18 protein-coding genes, 1 tRNA gene and 1 other RNA gene are annotated in these 23,259 nt (G+C 62.8%); 9 read left to right on the top strand and 11 right to left on the bottom strand.

Annotated elements, in window-relative coordinates:
* Position 1: 1 nt before the first annotated feature.
* The 4 genes from def to aspA all read left to right on the top strand — a co-directional run bounded on the left by def (position 2) and on the right by aspA (position 3,086).
* The gene (def, locus tag RDV55_RS00155; protein ID WP_111823083.1) at positions 2-493 is read left to right on the top strand and encodes a peptide deformylase; all 492 of its coding nucleotides are present in this window, start codon (positions 2-4) and stop codon (positions 491-493) included.
* Positions 494-663: 170 nt separating this feature from the next.
* On the top strand, positions 664-1,167 hold the full coding sequence (locus RDV55_RS00150; RefSeq protein ID WP_111823084.1) for a DUF3145 domain-containing protein: 504 nt from the start codon (positions 664-666) through the stop codon (positions 1,165-1,167).
* Positions 1,167-1,538, top strand: coding sequence for a phosphopantetheine-binding protein (locus RDV55_RS00145; RefSeq protein WP_111823085.1), 372 nt, complete (start codon positions 1,167-1,169; stop codon positions 1,536-1,538). The genes RDV55_RS00150 and RDV55_RS00145 overlap by 1 nt, the downstream gene beginning before the upstream one ends.
* 135 nt (positions 1,539-1,673) lie before the next feature.
* Entirely contained in the window at positions 1,674-3,086 is a 1,413-nt protein-coding gene (gene aspA / locus RDV55_RS00140; RefSeq protein WP_111823086.1) for an aspartate ammonia-lyase, read from the top strand.
* A 104-nt stretch (positions 3,087-3,190) separates the two neighbouring features.
* Here the strand turns inward: aspA and aceE are convergent, their stop codons facing one another.
* Positions 3,191-5,938: a pyruvate dehydrogenase (acetyl-transferring), homodimeric type gene (aceE, locus tag RDV55_RS00135; RefSeq protein ID WP_111823087.1), complete on the bottom strand. Its 2,748-nt coding sequence runs from the start codon at positions 5,936-5,938 to the stop codon at positions 3,191-3,193.
* A gap of 323 nt (positions 5,939-6,261) precedes the next feature.
* Here aceE and RDV55_RS00130 point away from each other — a divergent pair, with 323 nt between their 5' ends.
* Together RDV55_RS00130 and RDV55_RS00125 are read left to right on the top strand one after the other, a co-directional pair.
* Positions 6,262-6,663, top strand: a complete 402-nt coding sequence (locus RDV55_RS00130; protein ID WP_003795367.1) for a DUF3052 domain-containing protein — start codon at positions 6,262-6,264, stop codon at positions 6,661-6,663.
* A 101-nt stretch (positions 6,664-6,764) separates the two neighbouring features.
* Positions 6,765-6,838, top strand: a tRNA-Val gene (locus RDV55_RS00125).
* Positions 6,839-8,341: 1,503 nt separating this feature from the next.
* Here RDV55_RS00125 and RDV55_RS00120 read toward each other — a convergent pair.
* From RDV55_RS00120 to lipB, 5 genes are all read right to left on the bottom strand, one after another.
* Positions 8,342-11,173 carry an NB-ARC domain-containing protein gene (locus RDV55_RS00120; RefSeq protein ID WP_111823089.1) on the bottom strand — a complete coding sequence of 944 codons (2,832 nt, stop codon included), beginning with the start codon at positions 11,171-11,173 and terminating at the stop codon, positions 8,342-8,344.
* Positions 11,174-11,345: 172 nt separating this feature from the next.
* Positions 11,346-12,710 carry an NAD(P)/FAD-dependent oxidoreductase gene (locus RDV55_RS00115; RefSeq protein WP_111823090.1) on the bottom strand — a complete coding sequence of 455 codons (1,365 nt, stop codon included), beginning with the start codon at positions 12,708-12,710 and terminating at the stop codon, positions 11,346-11,348.
* 88 nt (positions 12,711-12,798) lie between these two features.
* Positions 12,799-14,283 (bottom strand): class I adenylate-forming enzyme family protein, encoded by a 1,485-nt coding sequence (locus tag RDV55_RS00110; RefSeq protein WP_111823091.1) that lies wholly within the window; start codon positions 14,281-14,283, stop codon positions 12,799-12,801.
* Positions 14,280-15,344: a lipoyl synthase gene (gene lipA, locus RDV55_RS00105; protein WP_111823092.1), complete on the bottom strand. Its 1,065-nt coding sequence runs from the start codon at positions 15,342-15,344 to the stop codon at positions 14,280-14,282. Before lipA ends, RDV55_RS00110 begins: the two co-directional genes overlap by 4 nt.
* On the bottom strand, positions 15,341-16,018 hold the full coding sequence (gene lipB, locus RDV55_RS00100) for a lipoyl(octanoyl) transferase LipB (RefSeq protein ID WP_111823093.1): 678 nt from the start codon (positions 16,016-16,018) through the stop codon (positions 15,341-15,343). Before lipB ends, lipA begins: the two co-directional genes overlap by 4 nt.
* 60 nt (positions 16,019-16,078) lie before the next feature.
* Between lipB and RDV55_RS00095 the strand changes: the two genes are divergently transcribed.
* Together RDV55_RS00095 and RDV55_RS00090 are read left to right on the top strand one after the other, a co-directional pair.
* The gene (locus tag RDV55_RS00095; RefSeq protein ID WP_111823094.1) at positions 16,079-16,993 is read left to right on the top strand and encodes a Nif3-like dinuclear metal center hexameric protein; all 915 of its coding nucleotides are present in this window, start codon (positions 16,079-16,081) and stop codon (positions 16,991-16,993) included.
* A complete protein-coding gene (locus tag RDV55_RS00090; RefSeq protein WP_111823095.1) occupies positions 16,990-17,733 on the top strand; it encodes a zinc ribbon domain-containing protein in 744 nt (247 codons plus the stop codon). The genes RDV55_RS00095 and RDV55_RS00090 overlap by 4 nt, the downstream gene beginning before the upstream one ends.
* 3 nt (positions 17,734-17,736) lie before the next feature.
* Here the strand turns inward: RDV55_RS00090 and RDV55_RS00085 are convergent, their stop codons facing one another.
* Together RDV55_RS00085 and RDV55_RS00080 are read right to left on the bottom strand one after the other, a co-directional pair.
* Positions 17,737-19,074 (bottom strand): alpha-L-fucosidase, encoded by a 1,338-nt coding sequence (locus RDV55_RS00085; protein ID WP_111823096.1) that lies wholly within the window; start codon positions 19,072-19,074, stop codon positions 17,737-17,739.
* Between the two features lie 78 nt (positions 19,075-19,152).
* Positions 19,153-19,965 carry a YaaA family protein gene (locus RDV55_RS00080; protein WP_111823097.1) on the bottom strand — a complete coding sequence of 271 codons (813 nt, stop codon included), beginning with the start codon at positions 19,963-19,965 and terminating at the stop codon, positions 19,153-19,155.
* A 52-nt stretch (positions 19,966-20,017) separates the two neighbouring features.
* On the opposite strand from RDV55_RS00080, the gene rnpB reads away from it, so the two are divergent.
* Positions 20,018-20,381, top strand: an RNA gene (gene rnpB, locus RDV55_RS00075) — RNase P RNA component class A.
* A 46-nt stretch (positions 20,382-20,427) separates the two neighbouring features.
* Here rnpB and ppgK read toward each other — a convergent pair.
* The 3 genes from ppgK to panB all read right to left on the bottom strand — a co-directional run bounded on the left by ppgK (position 20,428) and on the right by panB (position 23,092).
* Complete coding sequence (gene ppgK, locus RDV55_RS00070) at positions 20,428-21,180, bottom strand: polyphosphate--glucose phosphotransferase (protein ID WP_111823098.1); 753 nt, start codon at positions 21,178-21,180, stop codon at positions 20,428-20,430.
* Positions 21,181-21,319: 139 nt separating this feature from the next.
* Positions 21,320-22,204 (bottom strand): type I methionyl aminopeptidase, encoded by an 885-nt coding sequence (map, locus tag RDV55_RS00065; protein ID WP_174703785.1) that lies wholly within the window; start codon positions 22,202-22,204, stop codon positions 21,320-21,322.
* A gap of 27 nt (positions 22,205-22,231) precedes the next feature.
* Positions 22,232-23,092, bottom strand: coding sequence for a 3-methyl-2-oxobutanoate hydroxymethyltransferase (gene panB / locus RDV55_RS00060; RefSeq protein WP_111823099.1), 861 nt, complete (start codon positions 23,090-23,092; stop codon positions 22,232-22,234).
* Positions 23,093-23,259 lie beyond the last annotated feature (167 nt).

Below are 23,259 nucleotides of genomic sequence, written 5' to 3'. Positions count from 1 at the left end.
CATGGCTATTCGTCCCATTCGCATCATCGGTGATCCCGTCCTGCGTACCGTGTGCGATCCGATTACGGAGATCACGCCGAACGTGAAGGCTCTCGTTGAAGACCTGCTCGAGGGTGTCGACATGGACGGTCGCGCCGGCCTGGCCGCCAACCAGATCGGCGTCAGCCTGCGCGCGTTCTCGTGGAACATCGACGGCGAGATCGGCTACGTGCTCAATCCCCGCATCGTTGCTCTGAGCGAGGACGAGTATCAGGACGGCGACGAGGGATGCCTGTCGGTCCCCGAACTTTGGTACCCGACCGAGCGCGCCTGGTACGCGCGCTGTGAGGGCACGGACCTGGACGGCAAGAAGGTTATCGTCGAGGGCGAGGAGCTGATGGCGCGCTGCATCCAGCACGAGTGCGATCACCTTGACGGTCACATCTACATCGATCGCCTGGATCGCCCGACGCGCAAGAAGGCTCTGCGCGACATCCGCAACGCCGGTTTCTGAGCATCGAGCCTCGTAGAGGCGTAGACGCGCCGGGGAATGGAGTGCATTCCTCGGCGCGTTCTACTATCCTGTAGTCACATCGTGTGCGCCTTTTCGGCGCAGATCATTGATACTCGTGGCTAGTTAGGGCGTAGGGGAAGACGATCCTGACAAAGCCAACAGGAGGAACAATGAGAGGGTCATACACCCGCGGTGTACTTTTCGTGCACTCAACACCGCCCGCTTTGTGCCCGCACATCGAGTGGGCGCTGGGCACCGCGCTCGGCCAGGAGGTTCGCCTTCAGTGGTCGGACCAGGAAGCGGCACCGGGCATGGTTCGCTGCGAGTTCTCGTGGGTCGGACCGGTAGGCTCGGGTGCCCGTTTGGCGTCCGCTCTGCGCGGTTGGGAGCACCTGCGTTACGAGGTAACAGAAGAAGCCACGGCGTCGAGTGACGGCGGCCGCTGGTGCCACACGCCCTCCCTGGGCATCTTCCACTCCCAGATGGACACGATCGGTAACGTCGTTGTGCCCGAGGACCGTATCCGCGCTGCCCTGGAGTCCGCTACCACGTACGAAGAACTGCGTGAGGGCCTCGATCTGGCCCTCGGCCAGGCGTGGGATGACGAACTCGAGTCCTTCCGCCACGCCGGCGCAGGCGCGCCCGTGCGCTGGCTCAACAACCGGGTCGGCTAATGGGCTCCATCGCCGACCTGCTGGGGGACCAGCTGCGTGCAGGCTTAGCGCAGCTGGTCGACCCCGAGGCATCCGACGAAGCGCCCGGCGCGGCCCCGGCCTCGGACCTGGAGCGCGCATCAGATGCGTGTGAGAGGGCGCGCGTGATCGCGATGGAGGCCGTGCTCGACGAGGTCGAGGTCGACCCGGCACTCGTGAGAGGGCAGGACACCCTGCGCAAAGATCTCGACATGGATGATGTCTCTTTGTATGCCGTCGTCGCGCGTGTCGAACGCGAGGCAAAGGTGGCGCTGACGGATGCTCAGGTCCAGGCCTGGTCGACGCTCGGGGATCTGCTCGACTCCGTTTCTGACGCCGCTTCCAATCACTAGCGAAAGACCTTGTCAGCGGAGCTTCAACGACGCATCTAATGTTCGTAAAGTGCTGAATTTCCAGGCCTTATGGGCCTAGGATATAGGCGCATCGCCCGGAATGGACCGGCGAGCGAACCGACGGAAGGAACGACGTTGACCCGCACCGAAGAAGATCTGCTTGGTACCCGTGAAGTTCCCAAGGAAGCGTACTGGGGCATCCACACGCTGCGTGCCATCGAGAACTATCAGATCTCAGGATCAACGATTAACGAGGCTCCCGAGCTGATCCGCGCTTTTGCCCAGGTGAAGAAGGCCTGCGCGTTGGCGAACATGCAGCTCAAGGCGATGAAGCCCTCTAAGGCCGAGGCCATCATCGCCGCCTGCGACGAGATCATCGAGAATGGCCGCTGCATGGATCAGTTTCCCGTCGATCAGTTCCAGGGCGGTGCTGGGACGTCCGTCAACATGAACGCGAACGAGGTCATCGCGAACCTAGCACTCGAGATCCTGGGGGAGGACAAGGGCCGCTACGACATCATCAACCCGAATGACCACGTCAACCGTTCCCAGTCGACCAACGATGCCTACCCCACGGCTTTTCGTATCGCCTTGTGGCGCAAGGTCAACCGCCTGCGCAAGGCCATCGATGAGCTGGCCGACGCCTTCGATGAGAAGGGTGCCGAGTTCCGTCACATCCTGACGATGGGTCGCACGCAGTTGCAGGACGCTGTCCCGATGTCGCTGGGTAGTGAATTCTCCGCCTTCGCGCACACGCTGCGCGAAGAGGATGATCGCCTCGTCAACAACGCCGAGCTGCTCCTGGAGACCAACCTGGGCGCGACCGCGATCGGCACCGGGCTGAACACGCCGGACGGCTACCAGCAGGTCGTTGTGCGCCACCTGCGCCGCATCACCGGTGCCCGCGTTGTCGGCTCCCCGAACCTCCTTGAGGCCACCTCAGATACGGGTGCCTACGTGTCCATGCACGCGACGATCAAGCGAAGCGCCGTGAAGCTTTCCAAGGTCTGCAACGATCTGCGCCTCCTGGCCTCGGGCCCACGCGCCGGCCTGAACGAAATCAACCTGCCCAAGATGGCCGCGGGTTCGTCGATCATGCCCGCCAAGGTCAACCCGGTCATCCCCGAGGTCGTCAACCAGGTGTGCTTCAAGGTCATCGGTAACGACCAGACCGTCACCATGGCGGCCGAGGCCGGCCAGCTGCAGCTCAATGTCATGGAACCCGTCATCGGTCAGGCCCTCTTCGAGTCGATCAACCTGCTCGTGAATGCCTGCGATACGCTGCGTGAGCGCTGCGTCGCCGGCATCACCGCGAACGCCGACGTGTGCCGCAGCTACGTAGAAAACTCGATCGGCATCGTCACCTACTTCAACGACGTCATCGGCCACCACCTGGGCGATGTCGTCGGCAAGCGGGCGGCCGCTGAAGGCAAGACGGTGCGAGAGGTCATCCACGACATGGAGCTCCTCTCGGAGGAAGAGGTCGAGCGGATCCTCTCGCCGGAGAACCTCGCCAACCCGAAGTACGCGGGCACAGAGGAAGACTAATCGTCCGACGCGCACAACGAGGCCGGGGAACCCGCGTGGGGATCCCCGGCCTCGTTCTCATGATCGCTGGGTGCCGCGATGGAGGAGCGCGGGCCTAGCGACGATCACTCCTCGCCGGCGTGGTCGTTGCCCTGAATCGAGTAGTTGAACAGGTCGTACTTCTCGATGGCCTGCTGGACGGTCGAGGGGTCGATCTGACCCTTGTCGGCCAGGGCTGCCAGCGTGCGCACGACCATCGATTCGGCATCGATGTGGTACCAGCGGCGTGCGGCGCGACGGGTGTCGGAGAAGCCGAAGCCATCCGCGCCGAGCACGTGGTAGTCCCCGGGGACCCACTGGCGGATCTGGTCGGGCAGCATACGGTCGAAGTCGGAGGAGGCCACGAAGGGACCCTCGCGTCCTGCGAGCTTCGTGGACACGTAGGGCGTGCGGCGCGGCTCCGTGGGGTGCAGGTAGTTGTGTTCCTCGGCGTCCAGGCCGTCGCGGCGCAGCTCGCTCCACGAGGTCACGGACCACACGGCGGCGTCCACGCCCCAGTCGCGGGCGAGCAGTTCGCGGGCTTCGCGTGCCCACGGCACGCCGACACCCGAGGCGAGTAGCTGAGCCTTGGGGCCTCCGAAGTTCTGATGCTCGTCGAGGTTGTAGATGCCCTTGATGATGCCCTCGACGTCCACGTTCTCAGGTTCGGCCGGCTGGTGGATCGGCTCGTTGTACACCGTCAGGTAGTACATGACGTTGGGGTCGCGGTCGCCCGCGTCGCCGTACATGCGCTCGAGACCGTCCGCCATGATGTGACGGATTTCGTAGGCGTAGGCCGGGTCGTAGGAGACGAACGCGTGGTTGGTGGCAGCCAGGACGTGCGAGTGGCCGTCCATGTGCTGCAGGCCTTCGCCCGCGAGCGTCGTGCGGCCCGCGGTGGCACCGATGACGAAGCCCTTGGTGAGCTGGTCGCCGGCTGCCCAGAACTGGTCGCCCGTGCGCTGGAAGCCGAACATCGAGTAGAAGATGTAGATCGGCACCATCGGCAGGTCGTGTGTGGAGTACGCCGTGCCGACGACCTGGAAGGCGGCGGAGGAGCCGGCCTCGGTGATGCCCGTGTGCAGGATTCGGCCCTGCTCGGATTCGCGGTAAGACAGCATCATATCGGCGTCGACGGGGGTGTAGGACTGGCCGGTCGTGTTGAAGATCTTCGCCGAGGGGAAGATCGCGTCCAGACCGAAGGTGCGGGCCTCGTCGGGAATGATCGGCACGAAGTACTTGCCGACCTCCTTGTCCTTGAGGAGGTCCTTGATGAGGCGGACGAGAGCCATGGTCGTGGCGACCTCAAGCTTGCCCGAACCCTTGGACAGGGCATCGAAGGGCCGGGTGGGCAGGGCCGGCAGCTTAGGCTGGCGATCGGCGCGTCGCTCGGGCACCCAGCCGCCGAGGATCTCGCGGCGCTCCTTCATGTACTGCAGGGCCGGGTGGTCGGCCGGCGGCATGTAGTACGGCGGCTTGTAGGGATCGCGCTCGAGTTCCTCGTCGGTGATCGGGATCTGCAGGCGATCGCGCAGCTGCTTGGCGTCCTCGAGGGTCAGCTTCTTCATCTGGTGCGTCGAGTTACGACCGGCGAAGTGCGAGCCCAGGGCGTAGCCCTTGATGGTGTGGGCAAGGACGACGGTCGGCTGGCCCGTGTGGTCCATGGCGGCCTTGTAGGCGGCGTAGACCTTGCGGTAGTCGTGGCCGCCGCGCTTGAGTTCCCAGAGCTGCTCGTCGGTCCAGTTCTTGACCATTTCCTTCGTGCGCGGGTCGCGACCGAAGAAGTGCTCGCGCACGAAGGCACCGTCGTTGGCGCGGAAGGTCTGGTAGTCACCGTCCAGGGTCTCGTTCATGACGTGGACGAGGGCATCGTCCTTGTCGGCGGCGAGCAGCTGGTCCCAGCCGCGGCCCCAGATGACCTTGATGACGTTCCAGCCGGCACCCTTGAAGAAAGCCTCAAGCTCCTGAATGATCTTGCCGTTGCCGCGCACGGGGCCGTCGAGACGCTGCAGGTTGCAGTTGATGACGAAGGTGAGGTTGTCCAGGCGCTGCTGAGCGGCGAGCTGGAGCATGCCGCGAGACTCGGGCTCGTCCATCTCACCGTCGCCGATGAAGGCCCAGGTGTGCTGCTGAGAGGTGTCCTTGATGCCGTTCATGTGCAGGTAACGGTCGAACCAGGCCTGGTAGATGGCCTCGGCGGGACCCAGGCCGAGCGAGACCGTGGGGTACTCCCAGAAGTCTTCGAGCTGGCGCGGGTGCGGGTACGAGGGCAGGCCGTGCTCCGTGGAGACCTGCTGACGGAAGCCGTCCATCTGCTCTTCGGAGAGACGTCCCTCGAGGAAGGCGCGGGCGTAGGGGCCGGGGGAGGCGTGTCCCTGGAAGAACACGTGGTCGCCGCCGCCGGGGTGGTCCTTGCCGCGGAAGAAGTGGTTGAGGCCGACTTCGTAGAGGGTGGCAACCGAGGCGTAGGAGGAGATGTGTCCGCCGACCTTGACACCGGGGCGCTGGGCGCGCGTCACCTGGACGGCGGCGTTCCAACGGATCCAGCGGCGGTATTCGCGCTCCATGGCTTCGTCGCCGGGGAAGTACGGCTCTTGGTCAACGTGGATGGTGTTGACGTAGGGGGTCGTGTATTCCTGGGGGAGCTGAACGCCGTTGCGGCGTGCTTCGTTGAGCATGTTCAGCAGGATGTAGCGTGCGCGGGGGCCGCCCTTTTCGTTGATGAGCCCGGACAGGGACTCAACCCATTCGGCGGTCTCCTGGGGGTCGTTGTCGGGAACCTGAGGGATCAGGCCGTTAACGACGACAGGGTGGGACTCGTGGAGTTGGCTCACGGTGTACCTTCTCGCTTGACTCGGTGCTGCTTGCGCAGCCTGCGTGAGCGGTGTCCTCTGGCGACACCGCACGTATCGGGACCATTGTCCCACTAATGGCAGACCTTTGCGAGTGTTTGCCTCGGCTTGTGACTATGACGTGCGCATCACCGCTTGGTAGGCATTCCGCGTCGAATGAATCCACGGCTCAGGCGGGGGAGTGATCGTAGGGGTCTTTTATCGTGGTCCATCCCTTGCATTCTGGTAGGTCCCATGCCCTAGGATGAAGACGTGAACGTTGATATGACACTGAGCGCCAGCTCGATGATGGGCGGTGCTGCGTGATGGCAGTGCGCCTGGGTTTTGCGTCCGATGCGATCGTGCAGGAGTTCTACGTCGATGATGACGTCGATCAGGCCGTGCGCGCAGCGATTGAAGAAGAGACCGGCCAGCCGATCGTGGACGTCGATTACGCGGACGTCGTGGACGGTGCAATCGTGTGGTGGCGCGCGGATGACGCAGAGGAAGAGGACCTCGCGGACGTGCTCGTGGACGCGATGTCGAACCTGGATGATGGCGGGCTGATCTGGGTGTTGATCCCCAAGCCGGGACGTCCCAACTCCGTGCGCGTAGGCGACGTGGAGGAGGCCGCTAAGATCGCTGGCCTGCACGCCACGACCTCGACGGCTCTCGGAGACAATTGGGCGGGCGTGCGCCTGACCGCGCGTCCGCGGTCGCGCCGCTAGCTTCTTCGACGAGGCCTGGGTGCGCAGCGCTGTCCTGCGCTGTGATGCTCTGCCTCGAACGTGACCGCACGCGTCACTTCTGGTAGATTGGCGCGTGCGTGGGGCCTTTAGCTCAGTTGGCTAGAGCATCTGGTTTACACCCAGAAGGTCATCGGTTCGAGCCCGGTAGGGCCCACAAGCGGCTGGGGCCGGAAGCGAAAGCTTCCGGCCCCGACGCGTATCCAAGTGTGCTACTCGGTGACTGACTTTACTTCCTGCTGTTTTCGACGGCCTGGTCTGGTATGTGCGATGGGTATTTTGAGGGTTGTTGGTTGTTATTGGTGCTGTTGTGCCCATTGGCATGCGTATTGGTTGGGTGAGAGCCAACCTCACGTGCTGTGGGGTGTTCTTCACTGTAGCGCTGGGACCAGCTGCCGATCTGTGTGCTTCCGTGATTCAGATCCTCGAACATTTCGTCCTCGTGGAGGTCGTTGCACATGTGGTTGTGCAAGCACTGCTAGCCGGGTGGGATCACGCTTCGGGTGTATCGTGCTCGTTGGCCTATCGCCGCAAGGCTGTTGCGATCGATTCAGGTCCGAAATTGGTGCGCAGCACCTGAGGTACCCTAAAGGCTAAGGTAGCCAGGTGGAGCATTTCGATTACGTAGGAGGCTACCTATACACCGATCGATATGGAAGGCCGGGTGAAGAAGGGTGAACTCATCGATGACGGTACAGACCCTGCACACGCGCTCCTTCCAATTCGAATCGAAGCGGAAATCGCTGGCTCACACTTGCCCCGGAGCGCTAACCCCGACCAGGCACTGTAGGCGCGGCGCGAGGCTTGAGGGCTTTTCGCGCGCACGCGCAGTCCTTCTACACGCCACAAGCACCGGAACGTATCACACAGGCCGCGACAATGCCCTCGGCTAGGGTGGGCGCACGCCCGGGCACTTTTATAGGACCAGTGTCGTTGTGCGGCGGCAAAATCGTTCATCTACTGGTGTACGGGCGCATAGTCCTACAGCGTGCTCGCCCTGCCCGCCGCGCGGGCACGGCGATGCGCTGACCGAGACAGCTCGACAAAGCGGCACGCAAGACGCTGAGAAGACCCCGGCCGACCAGGCAGCCCACAGCCTCGCGCCGGTGTGCTGGGCCGAGAAGCTTCCGTCCGCGAGCTCACGCGCCGATGCTGTCGCCAGCTTTGCCAACAACTGTTTGAGGCGTGAGTTGCGCTCGCGCAACTCACGCGTTGACTAGGCCACGTAGCGTCTCATCAGCCCATAACGCCGGTGCCACGGGCACGGCGATGCCTCTATCCAGTTGGCGGCAGGCCTGGGCCCTACTCGTGCTGTCAGCTCGCAACGCCTCGGTCATCTCCAGCCTTGCGCGAATCTGCTGAGGCTTGAGCTTGCGTAACTTCCTCATAGTCATCCAATCTGCCCGGTCACAAGCAACCAGGACTACTCAGAACAATCTCTTAAAACAAACGGTGCGGAATGCCCTGCCCCCTCCAGAGCCAACGTAAGTGCCGATCGATAAATATGTCGCAACTGCGTTAAGGGACTTCGCTCACAAGCCTGCAACCCTGCCTCGCCGCGATCGCGTACGAGTAAGACAACTGCGCTAGAGTAATCCCCGGCTACCGCCGCCACAGAAGCGTATAACCAACACATTCCTGGTAGCCAGAGACACCGTCATCAATTACATAACTCTGCCAGTTGTGAAGTCGCCAAATTTCGCAATGTATATAATGAGTCTAATGGAGGATCAGTCGTCTCGCTTTGGCTTTCTGAGGCGGTGATGCATAGGTCGACTTCAGCAATAGCCTCCTGATAGCGTTTTGCTTCAAAAAGCCATTTTGCAAGTATGTAGTGCATTGTAAAAGCCTCAGGGCTGAAAGTCGTATACTGAGCTTCCAAGTCGGAGACCAAAGTGGTAAGTTCGTCGACTATCGCTTGAGTAAGGCCGAAGCATCGCTTGGAATATGCCAAGAGATTGAACTTGCACGTGTAAACGTCTGGGTGTGAATCTTCTAATTGGTGAAGTGACGCGTTGAGTGCTTTTTTTGAATAGTGTATTGCTTCTGTATGTAGATCTAATGCGCTGTATGCTTCGGCCATCGTCATCCAGGCGTTAATCCGATGTCGAGGTTCAAATTGATGAAGACTTTCAGTTGTGTGATGAATCGCCAAGTGAGCGTGACGAATCGCTGTGTTCGCATTATGAATATGCGCCTGATTGTCGCTGTCAAAAGGAAAGGTAGTGTCGATCATCATCTTGGCGAAAGTGTATTCGTAGATCCCATAAAATGGATCAGATGCATCGGTGCTTTCGATTGTATTTTTGCAAATTTCTAACGCTTGCACATCTTGTCCTTCAAAATACAGTAATCGGGCAAGGTGTCCTCTATATATATGGTACAGAAAATGCGTATCATCTATGCTGGAAAATAGTATTTTGTAAACTGAATGAGCGTCGTCAAATTTCCTCAGTGCGCACAAGTTAATTCCGAGGAAGTCAAGTATCGTTAGCCAGGATGATTCCTTATTCTGAAGGAATGTTAATTGGTGGATCGTAGTATAGAGTGATGTTGCACAATTGAACATTCCGAAGTCGTAAGCGTATCTCAGTGTGTCGATTATTATAGCGTCGATCGTCAGTGGGAAGTTGTCTTCAGTGTTTATTAAATATTGGCAAATTGCCCGAAGTTGTGTCGAAATGTGTCGTAAATGTTGCATTCTAATTTCAATCGATTGATCCTGCAGCTGCCTTCCCAGAGCATATTCTAGTGTCTCTATTGCGTTGGTTACTGAAGTTGAATGGGTCGATCGGCTTCGCATTGATCGTGCAAGCAATCGGTGAATGCGCGTGAATTGTGCACCGTCCGATTCTTCGATTAGTGATGAATCGATTAAGGCTTGGTAGGCTCTGCTTCTGTTAAAGTCACTTTTGCGTTTAAGCCAGTTTTTTGGAACGCCTGTTTCGTCCAGGTAGCATAATGAATCCAGAATTTTAATGGCTTCTTCTTTGACTGTGTTACTGGTAATTTTAGATAGTGTGGTCTGCTTAGCGTTTCGAAGAGCATGGATCGCCCCTTGGGTATAGTCGTTGCCTTCAATTGGTTCGAGTAGTTCTTCAAGGTCTTCGTCGCAATGTGACTGCAGGTATGTATAATAGTCAGAAATGCTCGAGTCAAAGTAACGTTTTGCCATCGCTGCCGCTTGCGCAATTGCGAGAGGTAGGTCACCTAAATATGTGGCTAGTTTTGTGGCCGATTTTCTGTCATCATCGTTGGTGACTTTCGTCAGATAGTCGACGGACTCACGACGTGTGAAATTATCTATCCGAAATATGTTCCAACCCTCCTGAGAGTCCCAGCCGGAGTTTTTTCGGGTGGTAACGACAATATTTGCCCCTAAGTCTGTAGGAAGTAAGCCCATTATGTCATTGATGCTTTCGACGTTGTCAAATACAAATAGCGTCCTTTCTTTGGTAATTTGTTTCAACCTTGGTAGTATCTTGCCGATGCTCTGTGCAGGACTCTCTGATGTGTCTCTAATGATCCCGAGTGCTGACTCGCCAAAAATAACGTATTGCTGCTCGAGTTTCGAACGTGACGATGCGTCGAACCAGGCTATCATCGACCAGTCATCGGTGTTGCATTCGTTGGCGATGGATGCTGCGATCTGGGTCTTTCCGCTTCCAGGTCGTCCAATTAGGACATTGCGTGTTGGTTGTCCTGTTGCAGACGACTCGAATACAATTTTCTGGAGCGTATCGTCACCACTTTTCGGGTATCGTGGCAACGAGTGAGATAGTGGAGCTGGTCGTGTTCCGGTATCAAATCGGCGTATGGTGAATGTGTTCGGGCCGCTATTGATTACTGCTTCGACGATATATTCCGTTTGTTTGTCTATGTGTTCGTGTAGACGCTTTTCGCTCTGCTTAATGGATTCGCGTATCTCTTGCTCAGCTTGTTTGATACGGGCCTCCAAAGTAGAGAAGCAGCGTAACAAGCTCGTCAGAGCGACGTGTTCAAAGTTTGCGGACCAAGGTGCGAGGGTAAGGAATTCTAGCGCGATTTGATCGAGGAGTTTCTCGTAGTGGGCCTGCATACCCGCGCTTGAGTCGTCCGGAAGTGGTACGGCGTGGCTTTTTAGATCTTCAATGAAGTGTTCGGGTTGCTGGACCGCGCGGATAAGGGCGTCATCGTCCTCTGTCAGATTCTTGATTGTTTGGCCCGCTGCATCCGATAGCTGCGCCACGGCGTGCTTAATCTGTTTCCTACTCAGGCCGTCCTGCTGAAGTGTGTCTTGAATGGCATTAAGCTCAGAATTGATTGCGCCTTTCAGCGTGCGAATCATCTCCGCATTGGGATTATTAAGAGCGTCGTTCTTCAGGTCGGCAAGCAGATTGAGGCACTCCTGCGCGCCGTCGATCATGTCGGCGGCGAAGCCAAATCCGGCCATCTTGACTAGGGTCTTCACGACCAAGATTGACAGATTGGCGACGTTACTGTTTGTGCTCATGGGCACAGTCTACATACGCACAGGAGCGCATGTCGCCAGACATAAGATGGCCTGCGTGTGGGGCCGGAAGCTCTTGCTTCCGGCCCCACACTGTGTTTGTTTGCCTGTTTGTCAGAGTGCCTTGACAAAGTGCTCGATGGTGCGCATGAGTGCGCCGTCCGAGCGTGGTGCGTCAGTCCTCTTCGCGCTCTTCGGCGACGTCTTCACCAACGACGAGCTTGCCGGAAGCACCCGCGCCGAGCTGCTCTAGGGCGAGGCGGCCTACCATCTGCTGGTTGGTGGTCGTGCGCTGGGGGCGTGCGCCGGACAGGAAGCTGAAGAACCAGCTGACCAGGGTGCCGACCTGCGACTTGAAGCCGACGATGTAGAGCAGGTGCAGGAAGCACCAGGCAACCCATGCGACGAAGCCGGTCAGCTTCGTGTTGCCCATCTTCACGACGGCCTTGTAGCGCGCGATCGTCGCCATCGAGCCCTTGTCGTTGTAGACGAACTCGGTGGCCTTCGGGGATCGGCCCGCCAGGCGAGCGGCGATGGTGTCTGCGGCGAAGCGCGCGGACTGGATCGCACCCTGCGCGACGCCCGGTACGCCCGGGAAGGCCATCATGTCGCCGAGCACGAAGATCTCGGGGTGGCCCGGCAGGGTAAGGTCCTTGTTGACGGTGACGCGCCCCGCGCGGTCCACCTCGGCGCCCGTGGCCTCGCCGAGGGCCCGGCCCAGCGGGCTCGCGGCCACGCCGGCGGCCCACACCTTGCATACGGACTCGATCCGCTCTTCCTCGCCGGACTTGTACTTGATCGTCACGCCCTCGGAGTCCACGCCAGTGACGAAGGCGTTCATCTTCATCTCGACGCCAAGCTTGGCCAGTGCCTCTTCGGTCTTGAGGCCGAGCGCCTCGCCGAACGGGGGGAGAGGATGCTCGGCGCCGTCCACCAGGATGACGCGCGCCTTGGTCGGGTCGATGTTGCGGAACTCGCCCTTGAGAGTGTGAGAGGCGAGCTCGCGGATCTGTCCGGCCATCTCGACGCCGGTCGGGCCGGCACCCACGACGACGAAGGTGAGGAGCTTCTCGATAGCAGCCGGGTCGGTCTCGATCTCGGCCAGCTCAAACGCGCCGAAGATACGCGCGCGCAGTTCCAGGGCGTCGTCGATCGTCTTCATGCCCGGCGCAAAGACAGCGAAGTGGTCGTTGCCGAAGTAGGACTGGCCCGCACCCGCCGCAACGATCAGCGTGTCGTAGTCGGTCTGCTCGTGCTTGTTGTGGTTGCGCCACTTGACGACGCGCGCCTCGACGTCAATCTCCTCGACGAGCGCCTGTAGAACCGTCACGTTCTTCTGACCTCGCAGGATCTCGCGCGTGGTGGGGGCGATGTCGCCCTCGGAGAGGATGCCCGTGGCCACCTGGTACAGCAGGGGCTGGAAGAGGTGGTGCGATGTGCGGGCCAGGATGGTGATGTCGGCGTCGGCGTTCTTCAGGCGGCGCGCGGCGCTGAGGCCTGCGAAGCCGGAACCGATGATGACAATGCGGTGGCGTGACATAAGACTCTCCTTCAATTACGCAAGGCTAATCTTACTAATTTATTCCACCGGCACTTTGTGAGGTCTGGCGCACCTGGGCTCCGTGTCCTCAACTGTCAAAAAGCCGCGCTGCCGCAACCGGATCCGGCTTGCCCGTCGTCGTAGTCGGAAGCGCGTCGACGACCAGGACACGACGCACCTTCTCCCACGGTGCGAGGCAATTGCGCAGGGCGCCGGACAGCGCGTTGGCGCTCAACGACGAGGCCTGGGAGCGGCCCTCGGGGGATGCGACGATCAGGGCTGCGACGATCTGTCCCCAGCGTTCATTCGGCAGTCCCACGACGAGCGCATCCGATACCTCGTCCAGCGAGCGTAGAGCCCGCTCGACGGTCGGTGGAGCCACCAGCTCTCCGGCCGTGTTGATCATGCGGTGGGCGCGTCCCACCATGTGCAGCCAACCGTGGGCATCCCGAGTCGCCAGGTCGCCGGTGCGCAGCCACTCCTCGCCGCTCACGACGCCGGGACCGCGCACCCAGATCTCGCCCATCTCATCGACGCCGGCCTCGCGCTCCTCGGTGGCCATGACGCGCAGGTCCACGTAGGGGAAGGGAACCCCCAGCGATCCGGGTGGCGCCAAGCAATCGGGTGTGGCGACCGTGCCCGCCCCGGAGGTCTCGGTCATGCCCCACACGTGAATGGGGGACAAGCCGACCGCGCGCATCGCCTCGGCGAGGTCCGCCGTCATCGCGTCGCCGCCGATGAGGGGACGCACCCACGACGACAGGTCCCCGCCCGCGCGGTGGTGCTCGTCGAGGATTGCGCGGACGATCGCGGGCACGGCGAACATCATGGTGATCCCGTAGTGCTCGATCGCGTCGATGACGCCGCGCGCGTCGAAAGAGCCCGGAAAACCGAGAGTGACCAGGGTGCCGCCGTGGGTCCACACGTCCATCGACGTCCCGTTGAAGCCTCCGATGTGGCTCGCGGGCGCACACACGCCCACGACCGAGGACGTCGGCGCGTAGTCGAAGCCCTCGCGGAAGTTTGCCGATCCCCACCACATGACCTCGTGCGTGAGCGCGACGGGGCGCGGGGTGCCCGTAGACCCGGACGTGAACAAGATGGCGGCGAGATCGGTCCCGCAGCGCGCGGGGGCTTTCTCGATGGGCGCGGCGTGATCCGCCCACGCAGCCAGATCCGCAAACGACGCGACCTGCGCGCCCGCTCCGGACAGGGCGGGAGCGTGGTGGGCAGAGACCTCGTCCAGAAACACCCACGAGACGCCCACCTGCTCGCACATCGAGGCGAGCGTCGACGAGGGCATACGCGGGGACAGCGGGACCGTCACCGCGCGCAGCCACGAGGCCGCCACGGCGGCGATGTAGTGCCACGGCGAGTTCGCCCCGATGACGCCGACGCGCGTACCCTCGCCGATACCGGCACCCTCAAAGGCTGCGGCTAGGCGCGCCACGGTGTCCGCGGCCCCGCGCACGCTCCATTCCTGGCCAGTGACCGCGTCCACGAGAGAGCGGCGACCCGGGTACCGACGGGCGGCGGCGAGCAGCGCTCGTGCGGGCGAGTAATCGGCGGTCACGAGGCCGATGCGGCCTTCGCGGCCATGGCCGCGTGACGCTCGGTGCGCTCTTTGAGGCGAGCCAGGACGGAGCCGGCCTCCTGCAACGTCGACCCGGAATTGGCGATGTGGCGTAGCTGCTCGGGAATCTCAAAGCCGCGGGCGCGCATGCCCTTTGCCCACAGCAGGCCCGCGCGGTACGAAGAACGCACGAGGGGACCGGCCATGACGCCGGCGAAGCCCATCTCCTCGGCCTGCGCGGCCAGCTCGACGAACTCCTCGGGGTGTACCCAGCGGTCGATCGGGTGGTGCAGGGGAGAGGGGCGCAGGTACTGCGTGAGGGTCAGCAGGTCGCAGCCCGACTCGTGCAGGTCGCGCATCGCCGCGCTGATCTCCTCGCGCGTCTCGCCCATGCCCAGGATGAGGTTCGACTTGGTGACCATGCCGCCGTCGTGTGCGCGCTTGATCATCGCGAGTGAGCGATCGTAGTTGAAGGCGGGACGAATCTTCTTGAAGATGCGCGGCACCGTCTCGAGGTTGTGCGCGAAGACCTGCGGGCCGGCGTCGATCACCATGTCGATCGAGGCGTCCTGGCCGCGGAAGTCATCGACGAGCAGCTCAACGCCGGTGCCCGGGTTGAGCTCGTGGATGAGACGACACGTCTCGGCATAGAGCCATGCGGCACCGTCGGGCAGATCGTCTCGGGTCACGCCCGTGATCGTCACGTAGCGCAGGTCGAGGTCGCGCACGGACTCGGCGATGCGACGCGGCTCGTCCTTGTCGTACTCGGTGGGGCGCCCCGTCGCAATGTCGCAGAAGTCGCAGCGGCGCGTACACAGTGCGCCGCCAAGCAGGAAGGTCGCCTCGCGGTCCTGCCAGCACTCGTAGATGTTGGGGCAGCCGGCCTCGGCACACACCGTGTGCAGGCCCTTCGCGTGCGAGAGCGAGCGCATGTCCTGGTAGTTATCGCCGGCCTTAGCGGTCGTGCGGATCCACTCGGGCTTCTTCTCGATCGGAGTTTGCGAGTTACGCACCTCGATGCGCAGGAGCTTGCGTCCTTCGGGATCGGGCAGGGTACTCATAGCGTTGACCTCGTCGTGTAGGAAACGGAAGTGGGAGTGGTTGCCAGGCAGGGGGAGATGTGCTCCACCATGCGCGGGAGAAGCTCGGATGCGGCGTCGGAGACGGTTGTGTGAATGCCTTCCCACGACAGGGAGGTCACGTCGGCGTCCGTGAGCCCGCAGGGGATGATGCCTTCGAAGGCGTGTGCCGGGTCGATATCGACGTTCAGAGCGATGCCGTGCAGGGTCGCTCCGCGCGCCACCTTCAGGCCGATCGCGCAGATCTTGCGGTCGCGGCGTCCCTCTTCGGTCAGCCACACGCCCGCGCGTCCCTCGACGCGGTGTACGGGAAGCTCCCAGACCTCGCGTACGGTATCGATCACCGAGGCCTCGACGGCGCGGATCCACTGCACGAGGTCGACGGGCTCGCGCAGTCGAACAACGGGGTAGACGACGACCTGACCGGGGCCGTGCCAGGTGGCAGAACCCGCGCGGTCGGTACGGATCACGGGGATCGTCGTGGAGGGAATATCCTCGGGCTTCGTGTGACGCCCCGCCGTCCACGTGGGGGTGAATTGAGAAACGATGAGCGTGTCCTCGCCGCCGGCGAGGACCTCCTCGTGCGCGGAGCGCTGGAGCGCGTCAACCTGCGTGTAATCGACCAACCCCTGGTCGAGTAGGCTCAAAATCTGCACGTTGTGATCATAGTCGCGGGCAGGGTCCCTTGCTCAATGGGGGTCCGGTATGCTTGACGCATGCAGTCTTCGTCTCACCCCAACGGTCACGCAACCACGGCCGATACGTCCGCATCGAAGTGGACGGTCGGCGACGTTATGGCCCTCATGGAGTCCTGGTATCCGGCGGCTACGGCCCAGTCGTGGGACCGCGTCGGCCTCATCGTGGGCGACCCGGCATCCCCCGTGCGCTCGATCCTCCTTGCCCTCGATCCCACCGCGGCCATCGCCGCACAGGCCGTCGCCGGTCCCTCCGGCGACGGGCAACCCTACGACATGGTCATCACCCACCACCCGCTGCTCCTGCGCGGCGCGTCCTTCCTGCCGGTGACGGATCCCAAGGGGGGCGTCGTCACCACTCTCATTCGTTCCGGTATCGCCCTCTTCAATGCCCACACGAACGCGGACGTGGCATGCGACGGCGTCGCGACGGCGCTCGCCGACCTGATCGGCCTGCGAGATACCGTTCCGCTGGAGCCGTGCGGGACGGATGCCGAGGGACACGACATCGGCCTGGGGCGCGTCGGCACCGTCGAGACCACGACGCTCGGCGCATTCGCCGACCACGTCGCTTCCGTGCTTCCCGCAGGCCCCTCCGGTCTGTTCGTCGGCGGTGACGAGAACGCCACGGTCAAGCGAGTGGCGGTTCTTGGCGGGGCAGGCGATAGTGCCCTTGACGTCGCGCGCGCCGCGGGAGTCGACGTGTACCTCACGGCGGACCTGCGTCACCACCCCGCCTCCGAGCACCTCGAGGGCGGTGCGCCCGCGCTGCTGTGCGGATCTCACTGGGCGACGGAGTCCCCGTGGCTCCCCGTTCTCGCGCGCAAGCTCCGCGAGGCCGCTCACGCCGCAGATGTGGAACTTCGCGTGGAAGTCTCTACGATTGTCACCGAGCCATGGACTAGCCACCGAGTCACCCAGGGAGAACTAGCGTGAAAGCACAGCACACCGACCAGCTCGAACTCCTCGAGCTTCAGAAGCTCGACCAGAAGGAGTCGGCGCTGCGCCACAAGCGCGATTCTCACCCTGCTCACGCGACGGTACGCGAGTTTGCCGGACGTGTCGCAGACCTGCAGCGCGCCGCGATCAGCCAGAGCGCTGTCATCGCGGACACGACGCGAGAGGTCACCCGCATCGAAGACGAGATCGCGAAGGTTACCGAGCGACGTGCGCGCCAGCAGGGCCGAATCGACAACAATCAGGTGCCCATTCGCGACATCTCGGCCATGGAACACGAGATCGCCCAGATGGACCGTCGCCTCGCCAAGCTCGAGGACGATCAGGTGGAGGCTGAGGAGCGCGTCGAGGCTGCTCAGGCCGCACAGGACAAGATGAAGCAGGAGGCGCAGGCTATCGCCGCCGACATCGAGGCTCTCAAGGCCCAGTTCGAAGCCGACGTCGCGGACTCGGACGAGGAACTGCGTCGTGTCATCGCCACTCGCCGTGAGCTTGCGGGTCGCCTGCCCGCCCCGCTGCTCGAGGAGTACGAGGATGCGCGCCGCCGCAACGGCGCTCTCGCCGTCATCGAGGTCCGCGACGGCTACGGCATCGGCGTTGCCGCCGACCTGAGCCCGATGGAGCTTGAGCGCATCCGCCTGACCCCCGCCGACGAGCTCTACCTGACCGAGGACACGGCTCAGATCGTCGTGCGCACGGCGGCGAACACGCCGCGCTGAGGCTCAGGAACGAACCGCGTACGCGTCCGCCAAGTAGAAGCCCTGCCTGCTCTTCGTGACCGTCACCCGCACCCCGGTGGCGGTCACGGGCTTATCCAGGGTGATAATGCGGCGGTAGCCAACGCTGTGAGCCCGAGCGATCTCCTGCTCGACGCCGCTGTCCACGCACGAGGTCACGACGACCTCGTCGATGCGCTGCCCCTGGGTGATGTCCTCTTCGAGGACGACGGCAACGACCGTGCGCGGCGCGTCAAAGCGAAGGGTGACGACGTCGCCTTCGTTGTCGCGGAAAGCCTCGATGCGTCGGCAGCGGAAGTCGGCGATCTTCTCGCCGAGGCGCGCGAGAACCTCGACGTCGGCGTCCGCGAGGAGGCCATCGCGGTTCGGGGGAACGTTCAGGAGGAACGTGGCGTTGCCCCCGACCGAGCCCTTCCAAATCGAGAACAACTCCTCGACACTGCGCACGTGGGAGTCCTCGCTCGCGTGGTGGAACCAGCCCTTGCGGGTCGAGGTGTTGACCTCGGCGGGGTACCAGGCAAGGGGACCGGAGTAGTCGGCCAAAGCCTCGCGCGAGCCCAGATCCTCATCTCCGGACGCTACCTGGCGGGAGAACTCTCCGTCGTCGGCCTTCTGGGACTTCTCGGCGGTGCGCTCGGCCTCGCGCAGGGCGGCGGGAACGACCGACCATTCGTTGGTGCGAACGCTGCCCGCCTCGTTGCCACACCAGCGCACGTCCGGGCCGCACACAGAGATGACGGCCTCGGGAGCCAAGGCGCGCACCGTCTCGTAGATGCGCTGCCAGTCGTAGATCTGCACCTTGCCGTTGGGGCCTTCGCCGCACGCACCGTCCAGCCACACGGAGAAAACCGGGCCGTAGTGGGTGAGGAGCTCGATCAGCTGGTTGATGTAGAAGTCGTTGTAGGCCTCGCCCTGTCCATAGGTCGCCTCCGTCATATCCCAGGGGGACAGGTACACGCCGAACTTAAGGCCGTGACGCGCCGCCGCGTCGGACACCTCGCGCACGAGGTCGCCGCGCCCTCCCCTCCAGGGGGAAGACTCCACCGAGTGCTTCGTGTAGGCGGAGGGCCACAGGCAAAAGCCGTCGTGATGCTTGCATGTGAGGATCACGCCGGTCATGCCGGCGCTCACGAGGGCCCGCATCCACTGATCGACGTCGACGTTTCCCGGGTTAAAGAGCGCGGGATCCTCGTGGCCGGAGCCCCACTCGCGGTCCGTCATCGTGTTCATACCGAAGTGGATGAACGCGTACATCTCCATCTTCTGCCACTGGAGCTGACGGTGAGTCGGCCGAATGTTAGCCAGGTAGTCCTCGTTGATCATGCCTTTGGTTCCCCTTGATGGCCGACGCGTCGGCCGGTCCTGCACCCTGCAGGTTCCGGAAAAAGCATAACGTACCGGTCAGTGCGTGACCAACGTAACTGTGCGTGTCGATCCGCCCTTCTTCGTCTGCCTTTCTGGGCCGTACTCGACCTTCGCCACGCGGTGTTCGTTTCCCTGCGAGTCGTGGAGAGACAGCGAGTACGCGGCGCCCTCGAGAGCCTCCTGCGCCGACGCCGTCTCCTCGGCGGAGTATCCGTTGGACGCCAGAAGTCGACCGGCAACGGCACCGCGCCAGCGCTTCGCGTCGTGGGAGATGACGGAGCGTTTGCCGCCGACCTCCCGTTCGACGCGCAGCTCCCACATGCGCGCCCACGGAGCCTTGCAGGCCGCGCGATACGGTCCGGATCGGCCGTCGATGACGATGCGTTCCGATGCCTCGGGGGATAGTGCTTCATCGAGGCGCGGTGCCCACCAGGTCGACAAAACCCCCAGATCTGGGAGGGAGACGCCCATCGCGACACGATGGTTGGGAATGAGGTCGGTCGGGGAGAGGACACCGAAAAGTCCGGAGAAGATCGACATGCACGACGCGCCTTCGCTCGACCATGCGCCAGGCGCGCATTCCTCGATCGCCTCGTACAGCACACCGGTAAACACAGACGAGGCCGGGGCGCAGGGGGCGCTCGTCAGCGCGGTGTTGACGGACAAATCGATTCGTGAGCCAACCTTCAGGATCGCCGCCGCTTCAGGACCATCTCCAAGTGATTCGAGCACCTCGCACACCCGTCGGCGTTCTTCGGCGAGGCCTTGGCGCGACAACGCGCACACGTCAAGCGCCGGCCCATGCGTGGGCGCGTTCTTTCCCTCCGACGGGGGTAACCAGATCAGCATGGGCACCACCCTATCGCGGGGGTGCGCCCCTGCGCGCTATGATCGTTGCGGATCTGCCGGCTGGGCGGCCGCGCGCGGAAACGCTCGAGGAACGTCCGGGCTCCACAGGGCAGGGTGATGGCTAACAGCCACCCGGGGTAACCCGCGGGACAGTGCCACAGAAAACAAACCACCGGTGCGCATGCGTCGGTAAGGGTGAAAAGGTGAGGTAAGAGCTCACCAGCGGCGCGGGTGACCGCGTCGGCTAGGTAAACCCCACCCGGAGCAAGACCGAGCAGCAGGCAGGGCGGCCCGTCCAATGCCTGCGGGTAGGTTGCTGGAGGCCGTCGGTAACGACGGTCCTAGATAGATGGTCGCCGCCGCACGTTCGGCAACGGCGTGCGTGACAGAACCCGGCGTATAGGCCGACAGATCCGCGAAGGACCCCGACTCACGTCGGGGTCCTTCTGCGTGTGCGGGCTCTTAGGAGCTGTGCTGGGCCGCGTAGTAGGCGGCACCCACGATGCCGGCCGTGTTGAGCAGCTTCGCAGGGATCATGGGGGTCTTCAGCTTCAGGAGGGGCATGAACTTCTCATGGTTCTCGGACACGCCGCCGCCGACCACGAAGAGGTCGGGGTTGAGCAGGAACTCTACGTGACCGTAGTAGCGCTGAAGACGCTCGGCCCACTGCTCCCAATCCAGGCCCTGCAGGGTCTTCTGGCCCGAGGATGCGTTCTTCTCCGCGTCAGTGCCGTCGATCTCGAGGTGGCCGAGCTCGGTGTTGGTGAGGAGAGTGCCGTTGACGATGATCGCCGAGCCGATTCCAGTGCCCTGGGTGGTGAAGACGATGACGCCGTCGCGGCCCTTGGCCGCACCGTAGGCGACTTCGGCGATGCCCGCCGCGTCCGCGTCGTTGAGCGCGACGACTGCGCGACCCAGGTAGCGCTCCATGAGTTCGTCGACGTCGACGTTGACCCACGACTGGTCGAGGTTCGCCATGTAGGGAATCACGCCGTCAAAAACGGGGGCGGGGAAGGTGACGCCGATCGGAACGCCGATCTTGACGTCGAGCTGGTCGATGACCTCGCGGCACACGGCTGCGACGGCCTCGGGCGTGGCGGGATTAGGCGTGGGAATTCGGATCTGCTCGCCAATGTACTCGCCGGTTTCCAGATCAACGAGCGCGCCCTTGACGCCCGATCCGCCGATATCGATGCCGCATGCGACGTGAGCCATGACCCCTCCTCGGGTAAGACAATCTGTTGTCAGCGGGCCCCTGAAGCCCGCCGTACCCGAATTGTATGGGATGTCACGACTAATAGCGAGGCCCGCCTCAGACTGTGAGAGCCTGAGGGCGGGCCTCGAAAGATCACCGTCACGGAAGGGTGAGGATCTCAGCCCCGTCTTCGGTGACGACAACGGTGTGCTCGAACTGGGCAGTACGCGAGCGGTCGGCCGTCACGATGGTCCAGTCGTCGTCCCACTGCTCCCACTCGACCGTGCCCAGGGTCAGCATCGGCTCGATCGTGAAGACCATGCCGGGCTCCATGACCGTGTCGTAGGCGGGGGCCGCATCGTAGTGGGGGACGATCAGGCCCGAATGGAAGGCCTCGCCTACACCGTGTCCCGTGTAGTCGCGCACGACGCCGTAGTCGAAGCGCTTCGCATAGGCCTCGATGACGCGACCGATCACGTTTATTTCGCGGCCCGGCCCCACGGCCTTGATGCCGCGCATCATGGCGTTCTTGGTGCGCTCGATGAGCAGGTGAGACTCTTCGTCGACGGATCCCACCTCGAACATCGCGCACGTGTCGCCGTGGACGCCGTCCTTGTAGGCCGTGATGTCAATGTTGACGATGTCGCCGTCCTCGAGCGGTCGGTCGTCCGGAATGCCGTGGCAGATGACCTCGTTGATCGAGGAACACAGGGACTTGGGAAAGCCCATGTAGCCCAGGCAAGAAGGGTATGCGTCGTGGGCGATCAGATACTCGTGACCGATGCGGTCGAGTTCCTCCGTGGTCACGCCCGGCGCGATGGCGGCACCGACGGCCTCGATGGCACCGGCCGCGATGCGACCTGCCTCGCGGATCTTTGCGATGGTCTCGGGGCTCTTAATGTCCGAGGCTGTGACGCGCTCGGGTCCGTCGTGGAACATGTACTCGGGGCGCTCGATGTGCCCGGGTACGGCGCGCATAGGCGAGATGCGGCCCGGCTTGAGCGTACCGAGGGGCGCACGTCGCGCGAGTGGCGATGCTTCCATGGATCTTCGTCCTCCTACCGGGTGGCGTTAGTCGTTCTTGTAGTTGTCGGGGCCCGGGAAGCTGCGCTCACGCACGGCATCGACGTAGTCGCTAGCCGCGTCGTGCAGGGCACGACCCAGCTCCCCGAACGTGCGCACGAAGGAAGGCGTCCAGTCCGAGTATCCCGCCATGTCCGACCACACGAGCACCTGGCCGTCGGTATTCGGGCCCGCGCCGATGCCGATCGTGGCGATCGACAGCGTCTGGGTGAGTTCGGTGGCGATCGAGGAAGGCACCATTTCGAAAACGACGGCGAATGCGCCGGCCTTTTCGACGGCCTCGGCGTCGCGACGCAGGGCGTCTGCGCCGTCACCGCGACCCTGCACACGAGGGCCGCCCAGGGTGTTTTCCGACTGGGGCGTGTAACCCAGGTGGGCGCACACGGGGATGCCCGCCGAGACCAGGCCAGCGATGATGTGGGCGCGGCTCTCGCCGCCCTCGAGCTTGACGGCGTGCGCGCCGGCCTTCATGAGGCGCGTGGCGGAGGCAAAGGCGTGCTCGACCGAGTCTTCGTAGGCACCGAAGGGAAGGTCTGCGACGATCATCGCGCGCGAGGTTGAGCGAGCGACGGCCGCTGTGGCTCGCTCCATGTCTTCCAGGGTGACGGGTAGCGTCGAGGAGTGGCCAAGGATCACGTTGCCAAGCGAATCGCCGACGAGGAGCATGTCCACCCCCGCTGCCTCGAGGATCGGCGCGGTGAGCGCATCGTAGGCGGTGAGCATGGTGAGGGGAATTCCCTCAGCCTTCGCGCGAGCGATGTGCTGGATGCGCACGCGCTTGGCGGAAAAGAGCGCGGGCGTCTGCGACGAGGCCGTGGGCACGTTCTCCGGTTGCGTAATGTGAGACACGGGATTCCTTCGGTGAGCTGTTGGTCGGCGCGAGAGCGCATTCATGTCTTACAGGGTAGCGCGCCCGTGGATCCGGTGAGCTGTGAGGATAGACGAACGGGTAGGATGGTGCGCGGTGCGCGTGATGCGCGCAGTAATGACCCCAGATGGAAAGAAGAAGGAAGCAG

The organism is Schaalia odontolytica (assembly GCF_031191545.1).
GTDB lineage: Bacteria > Actinomycetota > Actinomycetes > Actinomycetales > Actinomycetaceae > Pauljensenia > Pauljensenia odontolytica.
The sequence above is the reverse complement of the archived record's forward strand: the minus strand, read 5'-3'. Positions and strand labels throughout refer to the sequence as shown.